The sequence below is a fragment of the Yoonia sp. genome (assembly GCF_017854415.1).
Lineage (GTDB): Bacteria > Pseudomonadota > Alphaproteobacteria > Rhodobacterales > Rhodobacteraceae > Yoonia.
This window is the reverse complement of record NZ_JAFMHR010000079.1, coordinates 1-15,230: the sequence shown is the minus strand read 5'-3', so window position 1 is coordinate 15,230 and position 15,230 is coordinate 1. Positions and strand designations below refer to the sequence as shown.

Here is a 15,230-nt window from a genome sequence, read left to right as displayed (position 1 = left end):
CGTGCGGTGTCCTGCAGGATCATGGGCAAGGGTCTGACCGTGGAAACCCGCAATAACCACGCCTTCAAAGCCTTTCATCACAGCCAGATGCGCATCTTCGACAATCTGCACAGCGTCAGCCACGCCATCTTCTGGCCAGCGCCCAAGATGTGCGGCAAGAACCGCCTGTTCATCCGCAGAGTAAGCACGGTAATCGGTAGTCCCGAACCCGAACACCCGCACGCCGTCGGTATCAATCACAGCCGCGTCGACCCCGTCCAGCGACGTGCCAGACATCGTGCCAAGTGCCATAACTCTGTTCGCCTGCAACATCCGCTTTCCCTTCGCCCTGCGCGTGATTATAGAGTGCCCCGAGACAGTGACGGGAACAACCAATGACTTACCATCCGAAATCCGACTTTATGAACGTGATGATCACACGCGGCTTTTTGGCGGATTGCACCGACTATCAAGGCCTTGACGAGGCGTTCAGCAAAGGCGTTGTTCCTGCCTATATCGGTTTTGATGCCACGGCCAAGTCGCTGCACGTCGGATCACTGATCCAGATTATGATGCTGCGCTGGCTGCAAAAGACGGGACATAAGCCGATCACCCTAATGGGCGGCGGCACGACAAAGGTGGGTGACCCATCGTTCCGTGCGGATGAACGCCCCTTGCTTGGACCAGAGCAGATCGACGACAATATCGCAGGGATCAAACAGGTGTTTTCTGCATACCTTGATTACGATGACGCGCCCACCGGTGCGATGATGATCAATAACGCCGAATGGCTGGACGGGCTGAACTACCTCGATTTCCTGCGCGACATCGGGCGGCATTTTTCGATCAACCGGATGTTGTCGTTTGAGAGCGTGAAATCACGCCTCGACCGTGAGCAATCGCTATCGTTTCTTGAATTCAACTACATGATTTTGCAGGCCTATGACTTTCTAGAGTTGAACCGCCGTTACGGCTGTTTGCTGCAAATGGGCGGCTCTGATCAATGGGGCAATATCGTCAACGGTATTGACCTGACGCGCCGCGTTTTGGACCATGAGATCTATGGTCTGACCTCGCCTTTGTTGACGACAAGCGACGGCAAGAAGATGGGCAAATCCCTGTCCGGTGCTGTTTGGCTGAACCCCGATATGTGTAGCCCTTATGAGTTCTGGCAGTTCTGGCGCAACACGACTGACGCCGACACTGGCAAATTTCTAAAACTCTACACCGAATTGCCAGTTGAAGAATGTGACCGCCTTGGCGCGCTTGAAGGGTCTGACATCAACGCGGCCAAGATCATTCTCGCCAATGAAGTGACGACACTGTTGCACGGCGCAGAGGCCGCAAAAACAGCTGAAGCGACGGCGCGTGAAGTCTTTGAGAAAGGCGGCGTTGGCGATGATTTGCCTACACTGACGCTCACAGCAGAAGACATCGGCGATGGTATTTCTATCGTGCAGTTGATCGTGAAATCCGGCCTTGCCAAAACCGGCAAAGAGGCAAAGCGCCTGATTGCCGAAAATGGCGCCAAGCTGAATGATGAAGCACTGACCGAAGCGGGTTTAGTCATTGACGCGGCAGCGCTTGCCCAGCCTATTAAGCTAAGTGCAGGCAAAAAACGCCATGCTTTGGTACAACTGGGCTAGAGCAAAAGCAGATCTACAAACAAGATCGTCACGGTGATTGGAAACATGATGATGGCGGCGGCAAGCGCCGCCCCTAATGCAGTGGGGCGGGTTGCGGGCGCGTAAACACCCGCAACCTTGGTCTGGGTTCTAAGTTTCATCCCCGCATTAATCATGAATTAGGTTTCAGATGGCTTAACGGGGCGCATGAATATGCCCCCCGCCTTGCCGCTTCAACAACACCCCCGTTTTGCGGCGGCACTGCGGCGCTTGGGGCGCGATGTGCGCCGCATTGAAATGGCGGATGCCCATCCGGTTGTTGCTGTGCGTCTTTTCGGCCAATTGCTTGCTTCGCGTGGACCTGTGTGGGAATCGCCCGGCAGTGATTGCGCAAAAGCGGCAGCGCTGACGCAAACGGAATTGCGGCTGATTAATGCTGAAACAGAAGATCACGCCGCCATGGTCCAAGCGGGCTTTCGCAAGCTTGCAACAGCGGCAACCGTTGCAGAGCTTGATTTGCGCCAAAGTGTTACTGTCCGACTTGCTGCGGCACATGGCAAATGGCGCAACCAATGGCGGCGCGCACAAAACGCCCCAGTTACCGTGAACAATGAACGCTTTGATCGGCACCGGCATCAGTGGCTCTTCGATGCAGACCGCGCACAACAAAAACAAAAGCGGTTTCGCGGCCTCCCGCATACCTTGATTGATGCACTCGCCGACCAGCACCGCGATGCTGTGACCGTGCACGTGGCCTATCACGCGGATCAACCCGCCGCTGCGATGCTATTTGTTCATCACTTGCCCGTCATCACATATCATCTCGGCTGGATCAGCCCAAATGCGCGCCAGTGGGGGCTGCATCACCGCTTGTTGATGGAAGCCGCTACAGAATTTGCGGAACAGGGGTATCACCGCATCGATCTGGGCGTGGTTGATACCGAGAATGCTCCCGGGCTTGCGCGCTTCAAGATCGCAAGCGGCGCACATATCCGCCGTCTGGGCGGCAGCTGGCTTCGGTTTGGACGGCAGCCGCGCTAGTACAGTGCTGCATCGGGTGCTAAGCCTGCGATACAATATCAAAGGCCGGCCAATGACCCTGTTGCAAATCACATCCCTTTTGATCGTTTTAGCCGGAGCGTTTGGCGCGATTAACTATCTATTCCTGAAACTACCTTCAGCCATCGGCATCCTTGTTGTGTCTTTGCTGGCGTCGTTTGTCGTGATGTTGCTGGATATAGCTGTTCCGGCATTGGGTGTAGCGGATGTGGTGCGCGGGGCCGTCCTGGAGATCGAATTTTCGGATGCTTTGCTCGAAGGTATGTTGGGGCTGTTGTTGTTCGCAGGTGCTCTGCATGTAAAACTGTCGGACTTGCGGCGCGAATGGGTCGTTGTTGCCATGATGGCCACCATTGGCATCGCGCTGTCGACCACGATAGTCGGGTTTGGGTTTTCATGGCTGACGGGCATGCCGCTGCTTGTGGCCTTGGTGTTTGGCGCGCTGATTTCACCAACTGATCCGGTCGCCGTTCTGGGCGTGCTGCGCCAAGCGAACCTGAAGAAATCGCTTGAGACGAAGATCGCAGGTGAAAGCCTTTTCAACGATGGTGTGGGCTATGTTGTGTTCTTGGTCCTGATCGGACTGGCTTTCCCGCATGGGGATGCCCACGGCAGTGGGCTGGCGGGTGCCGCACAACTGTTCTTTCAAGAGGCAGTGGGCGGTGCCGTTTTGGGCATCGTTTTAGGCTGGCTGACATTTCGCGTCATGCGCCGCATTGATGACTACTCGCTTGAGGTTTTGATCACGCTGGGCCTTGCCTTTGGCGGCTACGAACTGGCGGTTTACCTGCATGTTTCTGCTCCGATTATGGCCGTTTGTGCGGGCCTACTCATCGGCGACGTTGGTACAAAATACGGTATTTCCGAAGAAACGCGGCTTTATGTCGATGCATTCTGGAAGTTGATCGATGAAATTTTGAACGCGGTTTTGTTCCTTTTAATCGGCGTCGAAGTCTTTGCAATCGCTTTCAACTTTGAATATCTCACCGCAGGAGTAGCCGCGATAGCGTTGGCCCTATTCGCGCGCCTTGCTGCCGTCGCCGTGCCAATCTTGATCCTGCGCCCGTTCCGCGAGTTCTCAACAGGCGTGATCCCTGTGATGACGTGGGGCGGATTGAAGGGCGGTATTTCTGTGGCCCTCGCCCTGTCCTTGCCAGAGGGAGAATGGAAGCCCGTCATCCTGACTGCGACCTATATGGTCGTTATTTTCTCGATCATCGTGCAGGGGCTGACAGTCGCAGGTCTCGCGGAACGCGTCACAAAGGAAACTGCGAAATGAACCCCGAACCGCTAAGCGCATTTGATGTTTTGCATGATGGAACTGCGGTGATCGTGTCGGACACCTCTGCCGCATTTGATCAAACACGGTGTGCCTATCGCTGGCTACATTTTGATCTTGCCACGCAGGGCTTGACCGAATGGTGTGCAGCGATGCTACCGCCCTTGGCTGGTCGCGCGTTGCTGGCAACAAAGACCCGCCCTCATGTTGAAATCAATGATGACGGGCTGCTTGCCACCTTCAGAGGCGTCAACTTCAACGAAGGGGCAGCCCTTGAGGATATGGTGTCACTCAGGCTTTGGATGACGGATAAGCTTGTCGTCACTGTGCGCAAAGATCGGGTCTTTGCGATGGAGGACCTTGCAAAGCAGATGCTGACGACCGACGTGCCACCAACCCCTGCCCGTCTGGTTGCCCGTGTGACCGAAAACCTTGTTGCGCGCATTGAACAAGTCTCGCTTGATCTAGAACTGCGCACTGATCAGCTGGAAGAGGCGATTTATGACAACGATAGCGGGGACGTCACAACCCTTGCCCCCTTGCGCCGCAGCGTGATCAAACTGCGGCGGCACATCGGGCCGATGTCGGATGCGCTCAAATCTTTGGCGACGATCGAAACCGTCCTGATCTCCAAAAAGCTGCGGCATAGGTTACGCGATACTGCAAACCGCGCCACACGGTCCGTCGAAGAAGTCCACGAAGTATCGGACCGCTTGATTGCGCTCGGACAGCATATCGACTTGAACAACGACACAAGACTAGCCCGCAACAGCTATGTCTTGTCGGTCATTGCGGCTATATTCCTGCCTCTTGGGTTTTTGACAGGTCTTTTTGGCGTGAATGTCGGCGGCATGCCGGGCGTCGATAGCGAGCTTGGCTTTTTGATCCTTTGCCTTGCCATGGCGACAGTTGGCGGCGTGGGATATCTGATCTTGCGATGGATCAAATGGTTCTAGGTCCTGTGCCCTCTGGAAACCTGCCCAAAGGGCCGCTATCACAAGACGAGACTGACGCGAGGCGGCCCATGACAAAGACAATTCTAGACCGCTGCGAAGCAAACGGACTGCGCATGACAGAACAACGCCGCACCATTGCGGGTGTTCTACAAGACGCCGTTGACCACCCCGATGTAGAAGAATTGTATAACCGCGCGTCCGCAGTGGACCCGCGTATTTCACTGGCGACGGTGTACCGGACAGTCAAACTGTTCGAGGAAACGGGCATCCTTGAAAAGCACGAATTCGGTGATGGCCGTGCCCGCTATGAGGCGGCAGACCGCGAACACCATGATCACCTGATCGACGTGCATTCCGGCGAAGTCATTGAATTTGTCGATCCAGAGATCGAAGCCTTGCAAGAACGTATCGCGCAAAAGCTGGGTTATCGCCTGATGGGTCACCGGTTAGAGCTGTACGCCGTCCCGCTGACGGACAAGGAAGACTAAACTTGGACAATATGCGCGGCGCGGCCTTCATGGTCTTTTCGATGCTCTGTTTTGCAGTCGAGGACGCACTGATCAAGCTGTTGGCAGATGCAATCCCTGTCGGGCAAATCCTGTCGATCATCTGCTTGGGCGGGCTAATCGCCTTTATGGCATGGACGGTTTTAAAGGGTGACCGCCTTTGGCAGCCTGCCTATCTCGACACCAAAGTGCTGCTACGCAGCTTGTGTGATGTGTCCGGCTCTATCATGTTCGTGACCTCGTTGATGTTGATCCCGCTCACTACTGCCTCTGCCGTAATCCAAGCGACGCCTTTGGTCGTGGCGATGGGCGCTGCAATTTTCCTTGGTCAATCGGTTGGCTGGCGGCGCTGGCTGGCGATCCTTGTGGGCTTTGTCGGGGTGATGATCATTATCAGGCCGGGCATGGAAGGGTTTACACCTGCCACGCTCTTGGCTGTGGGTGGCATGTTAGGGTTAGCGGCACGTGATTTGTTCACACGCGGGTTGACCGTGCAATTGTCCGGCGCACAGCTGGCCACGCATACCTTTGCGCTGATCGTGCCCGCTGGCATCTTGCTGACGGTCTTGCGCGGGCAGACGCCGGTGATACCTGACGCAAGGGAATCGCTGATCTTGCTGGGTGCTATCATTGTCGGGATGGTCGCTTATCTGGCGATTGTCGCGGCTACACGCGGCGGCAATGCAGGCATTATTTCTTCTTTCCGGTATAGCCGGATGATCTTTGCACTGATCATCGGGTATTTTGTCTTTTCTGAAGTCCCCGACGCCGCCACCCTGATCGGTGCTGCAATCATCATCGCATCGGGTATCTATACCTTATGGCGCGAAACGCAGTTGCGCCGCGCTTCCCTAAACGAAAATCTCGCGCTATAGAGGCGCTGATACCGCTAACATTCCGCCCTAGGAGCACAAAATGAGCACCATTATCGATATTCACGCCCGCGAAATCCTCGACAGTCGCGGCAACCCCACCGTCGAGGTCGACGTGATCCTTGAAGACGGCACAATGGGCCGCGCGGCTGTGCCATCAGGTGCATCCACAGGCGCACATGAGGCCGTTGAAAAGCGTGACGGCGACAAATCCCGCTACATGGGCAAAGGCGTGCTCGAAGCTGTAGCCGCCGTAAACGGCGAAATTGCCGAAGCGCTTTTGGGGTTTGAGGCGACAGAACAAGTCGCAATCGACATGGCGATGATCGAATTGGACGGCACACCGAACAAAGCGCGCCTTGGCGCAAACGCGATCCTTGGCGTGTCACTGGCCGTGGCCAAAGCCGCTGCAGAGTACACAGCCCAGCCATTGTTTCGCTATATCGGTGGCACAAGCGCGCGCACCCTGCCCGTCCCGATGATGAACATCATCAACGGCGGCGAACATGCTGATAACCCAATCGATATCCAAGAATTTATGATCATGCCTGTCGCCGCAGAAAACATCCGCGAAGCCATTCGCATGGGTGCCGAAGTTTTCCATACGCTGAAAAAAGAACTCAGCGCTGCAGGTCACAATACAGGTATCGGCGATGAAGGTGGCTTTGCGCCGAACCTTGCTAGCACCCGTGTGGCGCTTGATTTCATCATGACATCAATCAAAAAAGCAGGCTATGAGCCGGGCAAAGACATCTATCTTGCGCTCGATTGTGCCGCGACCGAATACTACAAGAACGGCAAATACGAGATGGTTGGCGAAGGCGTGTCCCTGACATCAGCCGAAAATGCAGCCTACCTTGCCAAACTGGCCGAAGATTACCCGATCATCAGCATCGAAGACGGCATGTCCGAAGATGACTGGGACGGTTGGAAAATGCTAACCGATCTGATCGGCGACAAAATCCAGCTGGTTGGCGACGATTTGTTTGTAACAAACCCTAGCCGTCTTGCGGATGGTATCGCCAAAGGCTCTGCCAACTCCATGCTGGTCAAAGTCAACCAGATCGGCACGCTGACAGAAACACTTCAGGCCGTTGATATAGCACACCGCGCGCGGTTCACCAATGTTATGTCGCACCGTTCTGGCGAAACCGAGGACGCGACGATTGCCGACCTTGCTGTTGCAACAAACTGTGGCCAGATCAAAACCGGATCATTGTCGCGATCTGACCGTTTGGCAAAGTACAACCAGTTGATCCGCATCGAAGAAATGCTGGGTGAAACAGCTGTTTATGCGGGCCGGAGCATTCTAAAGGCATGATCAACGCGGGCATGCATGCAGTTCCACAAGGGCACGTGCCTGCTGTGGTGACTTATCTGGAAATGGCAGCCCCTGCGATGCAAGCGGCCAAGCCTTTTCCAGATGGCATGACGGTCGCGCAAGAACATCCAGACACCGACACCTACCGCGCATTGTTTCGTGCGGTGGGTGCGCCTTGGCTTTGGTCGTCGCGGCTTGAAATGGACGATGCGACCCTTGCAGAAATCCTCAACCGTGACACCACCGAAGTCTGGGTCGTGCGGCAGAATGGCAATGCAATCGCGATAGCCGAGCTTGATTTCCAAGACGGCAATTCCTGCGAATTGGCATACTTTGGAATGGTAAAAGACGTCACAGGCCAAGGCTTGGGCGGGCCGATGATGGCATTGGCACAGCAAAAAGCCTTTGCGCGCGATGTAACGCGTTTCTTTGTCCACACCTGCAATTGGGACGATCCGCGTGCTTTGGCGTTTTACCAAAAGGCCGGGTTTGTGCCCTATAAATTTGAAATCGAAGTCTTCCCCGATCCACGCCTTCAAGGGCTACATCCCAACACTGCAGCCCCCCAGATTCCATGCCTGACTTAACCGCTGATCAAATTATCGCGCAACTGGACCTGAGCCCCCACCCAGAGGGCGGATACTACCGTCAGACATGGGTGGCGGAAAACAAAGGCCGTGCGACGGGTACATGCATCTATTTCCTGCTCAAAGCCGGACAAGCCAGCCATTGGCATGCGGTCGATGCTGTTGAAATCTGGCACTATTATGCGGGGGCACCGCTGACTTTGTCGCTGGCCCCATCCTTGGATGGTCCTGCCGTTGATACCCGTCTTGGCCCCGATTTAGGCGCAGGTGAATTGCCCCAAGCCATTGTGCCGACAGGACATTGGCAAAAGGCCGCAACGACAGGTGACTGGACACTGGTCGGCTGTACCGTTTCTCCGGGCTTTCAATTTGACGGCTTCGTGCTGGCCGCTCCAGAGGTTGATATTCCGCGCTAACCCGTTGGACCTAGGTCAAGCTCGTCTTCCTCAGGCATCTCGCCAGTTTCCAAAATATACATCATCTGGGCATTCATCGCGGCCTCGCGCGGCCCAAGTACTTCTTGGACGCGGGCGATATAGGCCTCGTTCTCCATCACGGGGATGTTGGGATCATAGGCCCCGGCCAACGAAATCATCGACGCGCGGTCAGCACGGTTAAATGCGTCCACCATCATCACTGCGCGGTCCTTTGGCACATCAAGCGCCTCGAGCGCAGAACGCCCCATCCGCAAAGAACTGTCATAGGTTTCACGGACAATGTCGCGGCACCCCGCCGCCCAAAGCTCATAGACGTGGTGCCGATCAATTGCGCGGGCAATGATGTGCACATGCGGGGCCGTCGCGTGCACATACCGCACCAGTTCCGTCAGCTTGTCTTTATCGTCGATTGCCGCAACAAAAACCTTTGCGTGTTGCAAGCCCGCAGCTTGCAGCATGTCAGGTCGTGTCGCGTCACCGTAGTAAATCCGCGCACCGAAACGGCGCATGTTTTCAAGGTGTTGCGCATTATAGTCGATGACAGTCAGGTTATAGCCACCGGCACTCAGTATCCGGCGCACCATGCCGCCAATGCGGCCACCACCAGCGATGATAACCTGACCTTGCTCTTCAATATCATCGGCCTCTTCGCCTTCGATAACGGTATAGCGCGGTACGATCACACGGTCATAAAAGATAAACAACAGCGGGGTCAGCATCATGGAAATAGCCACCACCAGCAGCAATTGATCGGCCAACATCTGCGGCAAGATCATGTTTGTGACAGAGAATGACAGTAAAACAAAACCAAACTCACCAGCTTGCGCAAGACTGAGTGCCAGCAACCAGCGATCTGCGCCGCGCAGCTTGAAAACCACAGCAAGCACGGCAAGAATGCCTGCTTTGACGGCTATCAACAAGGCCGTGAGGCCAAGGATTAACAATAGGTTTTCCGCAAGCAGCGCAAAGTTAATGGCCGCCCCAACCGTCATAAAGAACAGTCCTAACAGCAATCCTTTGAAAGGATCAATGTCTGATTCTAGCTCGTGCCGGTATTCGCTGTTTGCCAGAACAACACCCGCAAGGAACGTCCCCAAGGCAGGCGACAAACCGACCAGCGACATTAACAAAGCAATGCCGATCACCATCATCAGCGCCGTTGCCGTGAACAGTTCCCGCAAATTTGCGCCTGCGATAAAGCGAAAAATGGAACGGGTCAGAAAACTGCCTGCGCCCACGACCGCGGCAATGGCGACGATGTTGACGACCGCGATTTGCCACCCTGCAAGCCCAGCAACAAGGCTCATGGGGCTGCTATGGTCGCCGCTTTCGCCATGATCATCTGCGGCTGCGTGCGCTACATCACCAGCCATATCCATCAATTCAGGCATCGCGAGCAACGGCATCAAGGCCAGCATCGGGATCACCGCGATGTCTTGAGCAAGCAAGACTGAAAAACTGGATTGACCACCGCCGCTTTTCATTAAGCCTTTTTCATTAAGCGTTTGCAGAACGATAGCAGTCGAACTTAATGCAGCAATTAAGCCAACCGCAAGTGCGATTGTCCAGCCAAGACCGAACAGCATCCCGATGCCCATCACAGCCGCAGCGGTCAATCCGACCTGTCCACCACCAAGCCCCAAAAGTTTGCCGCGCATCGCCCACAGGCGTTTTGGTTCAAGCTCTAGCCCGACCAAAAATAGCATCATCACAACGCCAAATTCGGCAAAATGCTGGATTGATATGACGTCCACATCAAGCAACGCCAACACCGGACTGATGGCAATGCCCGCAATCAAGTAGCCAAGCACAGAGCCTAGCCCCAGCCGCGCAGCAATGGGGACGGCGATGACGCCGGCAATCAGAAAGATAAAGGCAAGGAGCAGAAAGTCGGTCATTTAAAATTCCCTTTGGCTGATCAAACCATGCGCCGCGGGGCAGCGGGTCGCAATAAAAAAGGGAGGCCCTAAGGCCTCCCATAGTTTCGCTGATCACCGCCGAATGCGCAGCAATCGGCGACCGCAGACAGAGTGAATTGCGCAGCAACTCACGGAGTCTGCCCATCACCCCAAGCAAACATAAAAAAGGGGGAACCGAAGTTCCCCCATAGTTTCGCTGATCAAGCTCACTCATTATACCGCTCGGATTTTATTGCCTGCGGCTTGATCCGCACCAGGGGCGAGCGCACCCGCCCCGGATCTTCTTAATTTTCGCCATTCAACCGCTTGGAAAGACCGATGGTCTAACCTGCCGTATTCATGGTTTTCTTAGCTACACCCAGATGTCCCACCACACGTATTACACTTCATGCATGTCCCGTTGCGCACCAATGTATAGTTGCCGCATTCGCCGCACGGATCACCCTCGTAGCCTTGCATTTTAGCCTTGTCGCGCGCCGTAATCGTGATGGCTGCACCTGTGGCAACGATGCTTTCACTAACTTCTGGAACCAGCGTTTGCAGCGCTGCTGCCGCGTCTGCGCTCGTGGCGAGTGCTGCTGCACTCATCCCGCTTTGCAAGCCAACAAAGTCCTGTGGCATGCGTTTGCGCAGGTAACCGGTGGACGAAATCTGCTTAAGGACCTCCAATGACCGTGATGCAGTGTTTTCGGTTGGGGCCTTCACGTTCGATACGCCCTCTTCCTCGCCACGGCCGATGTCGTCAAAGGACGCGCCTTCTGGTTTGACGTGGGCCAGATCGGTCCGGTCAAGGTAGCTGACAGCCAATTCGCGGAAGATGTAGTCAAGGATCGACGTTGCATTCTTGATGCTATCGTTGCCCTGAACCATGCCTGCGGGCTCGAACTTGGTGAATGTGAACGCGTCCACGAATTCCTCAAGCGGTACACCGTATTGCAGACCAACTGACACCGCGATTGCGAAGTTGTTCATCATGGCACGGAAGCCAGCACCTTCTTTGTGCATATCGATAAAGATTTCGCCCAAGGCGCCGCCTTCGTATTCGCCGGTGCGCAGGTAGACCTTATGCCCGCCAACGATGGCCTTTTGGGTATAGCCCTTGCGGCGCTGTGGCATCTTTTCACGTTCGCGATTGCGCACTTCGGTAATGATGATCTTTTCGACGATCTTTTCGGCCAAGACAGCAGCTTTGGCGTGGTGGTTGCCACTTTCCAGAACCTCTTGAGCATCTTCGTCGTCTTCGACCAAGGCGGCAGCGAGTGGCTGGGACAGTTTCGATCCGTCACGGTACAGTGCGTTCGCTTTGACGCCCAAAGACCAAGACAGCTCATAGGCTTTCTGGCAGTCCTCGATTGTCGCGTCGTTTGGCATGTTGATCGTCTTGGAAATCGCACCCGAGATAAACGATTGTGCTGCGGCCATCATGTAAATGTGGCTGTCAACGCTCAGATAACGCTTACCTTTTTTGCCACATGGGTTGGCGCAGTCAAACACGGTCAGGTGTTCGTCTTTCAGGTACGGCGCTTGCTCTAGTGTCATTGTTCCGCAAACGTGATCGTTGGCCGCGTCAATATCTTGCTTGGAGAAGCCCAAGTGACGTAGCAAATCAAACGTCGGATCGTTCAACTTTGCGGCAGGAATACCCAGCGTTTTTGTGCAGAACTCTTCGCCCAGCGTCCACTGGTTGAACACGAAACGGATGTCGAATGCGGACGCCAATGCGCCTTCGATCTTGTCCAATTCGGCCTGACCAAAGCCGTGCCCAATCAATGATGTGTGGTTGATCGCTGGCGCCTGCCCGATTGATCCGTGACCGACCGCATAGGCGATGATCTCCTCGATTTGCGCAGAGCCATAGCCCAGCTTTTCAAGGGCCGCTGGCACAGACTGGTTGATGATCTTGAAGTACCCGCCACCGGCGAGTTTCTTGAATTTCACCAGCGCAAAGTCAGGCTCGATCCCAGTGGTGTCGCAATCCATGACCAGACCGATGGTGCCGGTTGGCGCGATAACGGACACTTGCGCGTTGCGGTAGCCGTGCTTTTTACCAAGCGCGAGCGCTTCGTCCCAAGCGCCCGTTGCCAAAGCAATCAGGCTTTGGTCAGGGCAGTTGGCGTGATCCAAAGGTACGGGCTTAACATCCAGATTGTCGTAACCGTCTGATTTGCCCAAGGCCGCTTGACGGTGGTTCTTGATGACGCGCAACATGTGCTTGCTGTTTTTCTTGTAGCCTGGGAATGCCCCCAGCTCGCCCGCCATTTCGGCAGACGTCGCATAAGATACGCCAGTCATGATCGCAGTCAGGGCAGCACCCATCGCGCGGCCCTCTGCGCTGTCATAGCCAAAGCCCATGTTCATCAGCAAACCGCCGATGTTGGCATAGCCCAAACCCAGCGTGCGGAAGTCGTATGACCGCTGCGCGATTTCCTTGGATGGGAACTGTGCCATCATAACTGAAATTTCGAGTGTGACAGTCCACAGGCGTGTGGCGTGCATGTAATCTTCGGACTGGAACGCGCCGTCTGTATAGAAGGTCAGCAGGTTCATCGACGCGAGGTTACAGGCCGTGTCATCAAGGAACATGTATTCAGAACAAGGGTTTGAACCGCGGATCGCGCCATCTTCAGGGCATGTGTGCCATGCGTTGACGGTGTCGTGGTATTGTATGCCCGGATCGGCGCAGGCCCATGCAGCGTGACCAACCTGTTCCCATAGATCGCGCGCTTTGATGATCTTGGCGACTTCACCGTTACGGCGGTTGATTAGTTTCCAGTCGGCGTCATCTTCGACGGCCTTCAGGAATGCATCCGTGACACGGATGGAGTTGTTGGAGTTCTGGCCAGAGACGCTTGAGTAAGCTTCCGAATCCCAATCTGTGTCGTAGGTCGGGAATTCGATGCTAGAATAGCCCTGCTTTGCATAATCAAGCACGCGCTTGATGTATGTCTCAGGGATTGCAGACCGCTTGGCGTCTTTGACAGCAGAGGCCAAAGTATCGTTGGTCTTTGGATCGTAAGCTGCGATTTCCGCGCCATCCCACGACTTGATCGCCGCGAAGATCGCATTCAGATAGCGGGCGTGCATCTTGGAACCAGCAACAATGGATGCCACTTTTTGCTCTTCGATGACCTTCCAGTTGATGAATTCTTCGATATCGGGGTGGTCGCTGTCGATGATAACCATCTTGGCCGCACGACGTGTTGTGCCGCCGGATTTGATCGCACCAGCCGCACGGTCACCGATTTTTAGGAAACCCATCAGGCCGGACGACTTGCCGCCACCGGACAGTGCTTCGCCAGCGCCACGTAGGGATGAAAAGTTGGTACCTGTGCCAGAGCCATACTTGAAAAGGCGTGCTTCGCGGACCCAAAGATCCATGATCCCGCCTTCGTTGACCAGATCGTCAGCAACGGACTGAATAAAGCAGGCGTGTGGCTGCGGGTGCTCGTAGCTGGATGTTGATTTTGTCAGCTCACCGCTTTGGTAATCTACATAGTAGTGGCCCTGTGCAGGTCCATCAATGCCGTACGCCCAGTGCAAGCCAGTGTTAAACCACTGCGGGCTGTTTGGTGCCGCGCGCTGTGTTGCAAGCATGTAGCGCATCTCATCGAAATAGGCGCGGGCGTCTGCTTCGGTGGTGAAATAGCCACCTTTCCAGCCCCAATACGTCCAAGCGCCAGCCAAACGGTCGAATACCTGCTTTGCAGAAGTTTCGCCGCTGAATGTCGCGTCTTTCGTTGGAACAGATGGCCACAGAAACTCTGGTACGCCCTTTTCTTTGACGCGCTTTACCTCGGAAGGGACGCCAGCTTTGCGGAAGTATTTTTGTGCGATGACATCGGATGCGACCTGGCTCCAGCTTGCAGGGATCTCGCAGTCATCAAGTTTGAAGACGATTGTGCCGTCAGGGTTGCGAATCTCAGACTTGGTGGTCTTGAATTCAAGCGCGCCATAAGCACCTGTTTCGCTGGTTGTAAAATTGCGTTCAATTTTCATTGGTCTGCCCCATCATTTTGTGCCGTCGTTGCGGCTAACTGTCATTTGTCCGCGTGAGCGGTGCTGTGAAAAGCAACGGTGCAATCTGAGACAAAAACCGGCCCGACTTGATTAATAATCAAGTGGTCTGTTTGTCGGTATATTCACTTACCTGCCTGCTGCGCCGTTCCTATTACCAACACAACATCTAGTATTCACCGCGTCAGTCCGCACAGCTTGACGCAACCACCCCTAGTGGGTCAACGAATTTTTAACACTAAATACGGATTATATTGGTTGACTGGATTGGCACAAAATGGGCGCTCGACGTGTGGGCGATTCATGCACAGGTTTGTCCACAATTTGAGCCCACAGGTCGATTTGCAGAAACCCTTTTAGTCGGCAGACTTAGACGAAAAGCTTCAGCTAAACTCTGAACAGACCATGAAATCGTTGACCGATTCTTAATCTTTATGAACACAACGCAGATTGTGTTTTTTATACACGGATCACCGGCATGCCGCGCGGGCGCACCCGGGACGAAATATGTGCAAATCAAGAATCAACACAGACGAGCCGTGACGAGCAAAGCCAGCGTCCAAGTCCGTCAGAACTGGCTGCCAAGAACACAAAAGGCAGCCCCAAAGGCTGCCAATCATATCGATCAATTCTTTTAAGTGGTCGGGGCGGAGAGATTCGAACTCCCGACCCTCTG

13 protein-coding genes are annotated in these 15,230 nt (G+C 54.8%); 9 read left to right on the top strand and 4 right to left on the bottom strand.

Annotated features, from left to right (window positions below):
- Positions 1 to 312: anhydro-N-acetylmuramic acid kinase (locus tag QZ197_RS10145; RefSeq protein WP_296431804.1), on the bottom strand; the 312-nt coding region annotated here is incomplete at its 3' end.
- A gap of 62 nt (positions 313 to 374) precedes the next feature.
- On the opposite strand from QZ197_RS10145, the gene tyrS reads away from it, so the two are divergent.
- Positions 375 to 1,625, top strand: a complete 1,251-nt coding sequence (tyrS, locus tag QZ197_RS10140; RefSeq protein WP_296431803.1) for a tyrosine--tRNA ligase — start codon at positions 375 to 377, stop codon at positions 1,623 to 1,625.
- Here tyrS and QZ197_RS10135 read toward each other — a convergent pair.
- Complete coding sequence (locus QZ197_RS10135) at positions 1,622 to 1,765, bottom strand: hypothetical protein (RefSeq protein ID WP_296431800.1); 144 nt, start codon at positions 1,763 to 1,765, stop codon at positions 1,622 to 1,624. The two genes, tyrS and QZ197_RS10135, sit on opposite strands and share 4 nt — an antisense overlap.
- 46 nt (positions 1,766 to 1,811) lie before the next feature.
- Between QZ197_RS10135 and QZ197_RS10130 the strand changes: the two genes are divergently transcribed.
- The 8 genes from QZ197_RS10130 (at position 1,812) to QZ197_RS10095 (ending at position 8,600) form a co-directional block, all read left to right on the top strand.
- Positions 1,812 to 2,645: a GNAT family N-acetyltransferase gene (locus tag QZ197_RS10130; RefSeq protein WP_296431799.1), complete on the top strand. Its 834-nt coding sequence runs from the start codon at positions 1,812 to 1,814 to the stop codon at positions 2,643 to 2,645.
- A 52-nt stretch (positions 2,646 to 2,697) separates the two neighbouring features.
- The gene (locus QZ197_RS10125; protein WP_296431798.1) at positions 2,698 to 3,942 is read left to right on the top strand and encodes a sodium:proton antiporter; all 1,245 of its coding nucleotides are present in this window, start codon (positions 2,698 to 2,700) and stop codon (positions 3,940 to 3,942) included.
- A complete protein-coding gene (locus QZ197_RS10120; protein WP_296431797.1) occupies positions 3,939 to 4,898 on the top strand; it encodes a CorA family divalent cation transporter in 960 nt (319 codons plus the stop codon). The genes QZ197_RS10125 and QZ197_RS10120 overlap by 4 nt, the downstream gene beginning before the upstream one ends.
- 68 nt (positions 4,899 to 4,966) lie before the next feature.
- The gene (locus QZ197_RS10115; protein WP_296431796.1) at positions 4,967 to 5,386 is read left to right on the top strand and encodes a Fur family transcriptional regulator; all 420 of its coding nucleotides are present in this window, start codon (positions 4,967 to 4,969) and stop codon (positions 5,384 to 5,386) included.
- Between the two features lie 11 nt (positions 5,387 to 5,397).
- Positions 5,398 to 6,279, top strand: a complete 882-nt coding sequence (locus QZ197_RS10110) for a DMT family transporter (protein WP_363157890.1) — start codon at positions 5,398 to 5,400, stop codon at positions 6,277 to 6,279.
- Positions 6,280 to 6,319: 40 nt separating this feature from the next.
- A complete protein-coding gene (eno, locus tag QZ197_RS10105) occupies positions 6,320 to 7,597 on the top strand; it encodes a phosphopyruvate hydratase (RefSeq protein ID WP_296431794.1) in 1,278 nt (425 codons plus the stop codon).
- Entirely contained in the window at positions 7,594 to 8,184 is a 591-nt protein-coding gene (locus QZ197_RS10100) for a GNAT family N-acetyltransferase (RefSeq protein ID WP_296431793.1), read from the top strand. Before eno ends, QZ197_RS10100 begins: the two co-directional genes overlap by 4 nt.
- The gene (locus tag QZ197_RS10095) at positions 8,172 to 8,600 is read left to right on the top strand and encodes a cupin domain-containing protein (protein ID WP_296431792.1); all 429 of its coding nucleotides are present in this window, start codon (positions 8,172 to 8,174) and stop codon (positions 8,598 to 8,600) included. Before QZ197_RS10100 ends, QZ197_RS10095 begins: the two co-directional genes overlap by 13 nt.
- Here QZ197_RS10095 and QZ197_RS10090 read toward each other — a convergent pair.
- Together QZ197_RS10090 and QZ197_RS10085 are read right to left on the bottom strand one after the other, a co-directional pair.
- The gene (locus QZ197_RS10090) at positions 8,597 to 10,519 is read right to left on the bottom strand and encodes a cation:proton antiporter (RefSeq protein WP_296431791.1); all 1,923 of its coding nucleotides are present in this window, start codon (positions 10,517 to 10,519) and stop codon (positions 8,597 to 8,599) included. The two genes, QZ197_RS10095 and QZ197_RS10090, sit on opposite strands and share 4 nt — an antisense overlap.
- A gap of 369 nt (positions 10,520 to 10,888) precedes the next feature.
- On the bottom strand, positions 10,889 to 14,536 hold the full coding sequence (locus QZ197_RS10085; RefSeq protein ID WP_296431790.1) for a vitamin B12-dependent ribonucleotide reductase: 3,648 nt from the start codon (positions 14,534 to 14,536) through the stop codon (positions 10,889 to 10,891).
- Positions 14,537 to 15,230: the final 694 nt, after the last annotated feature.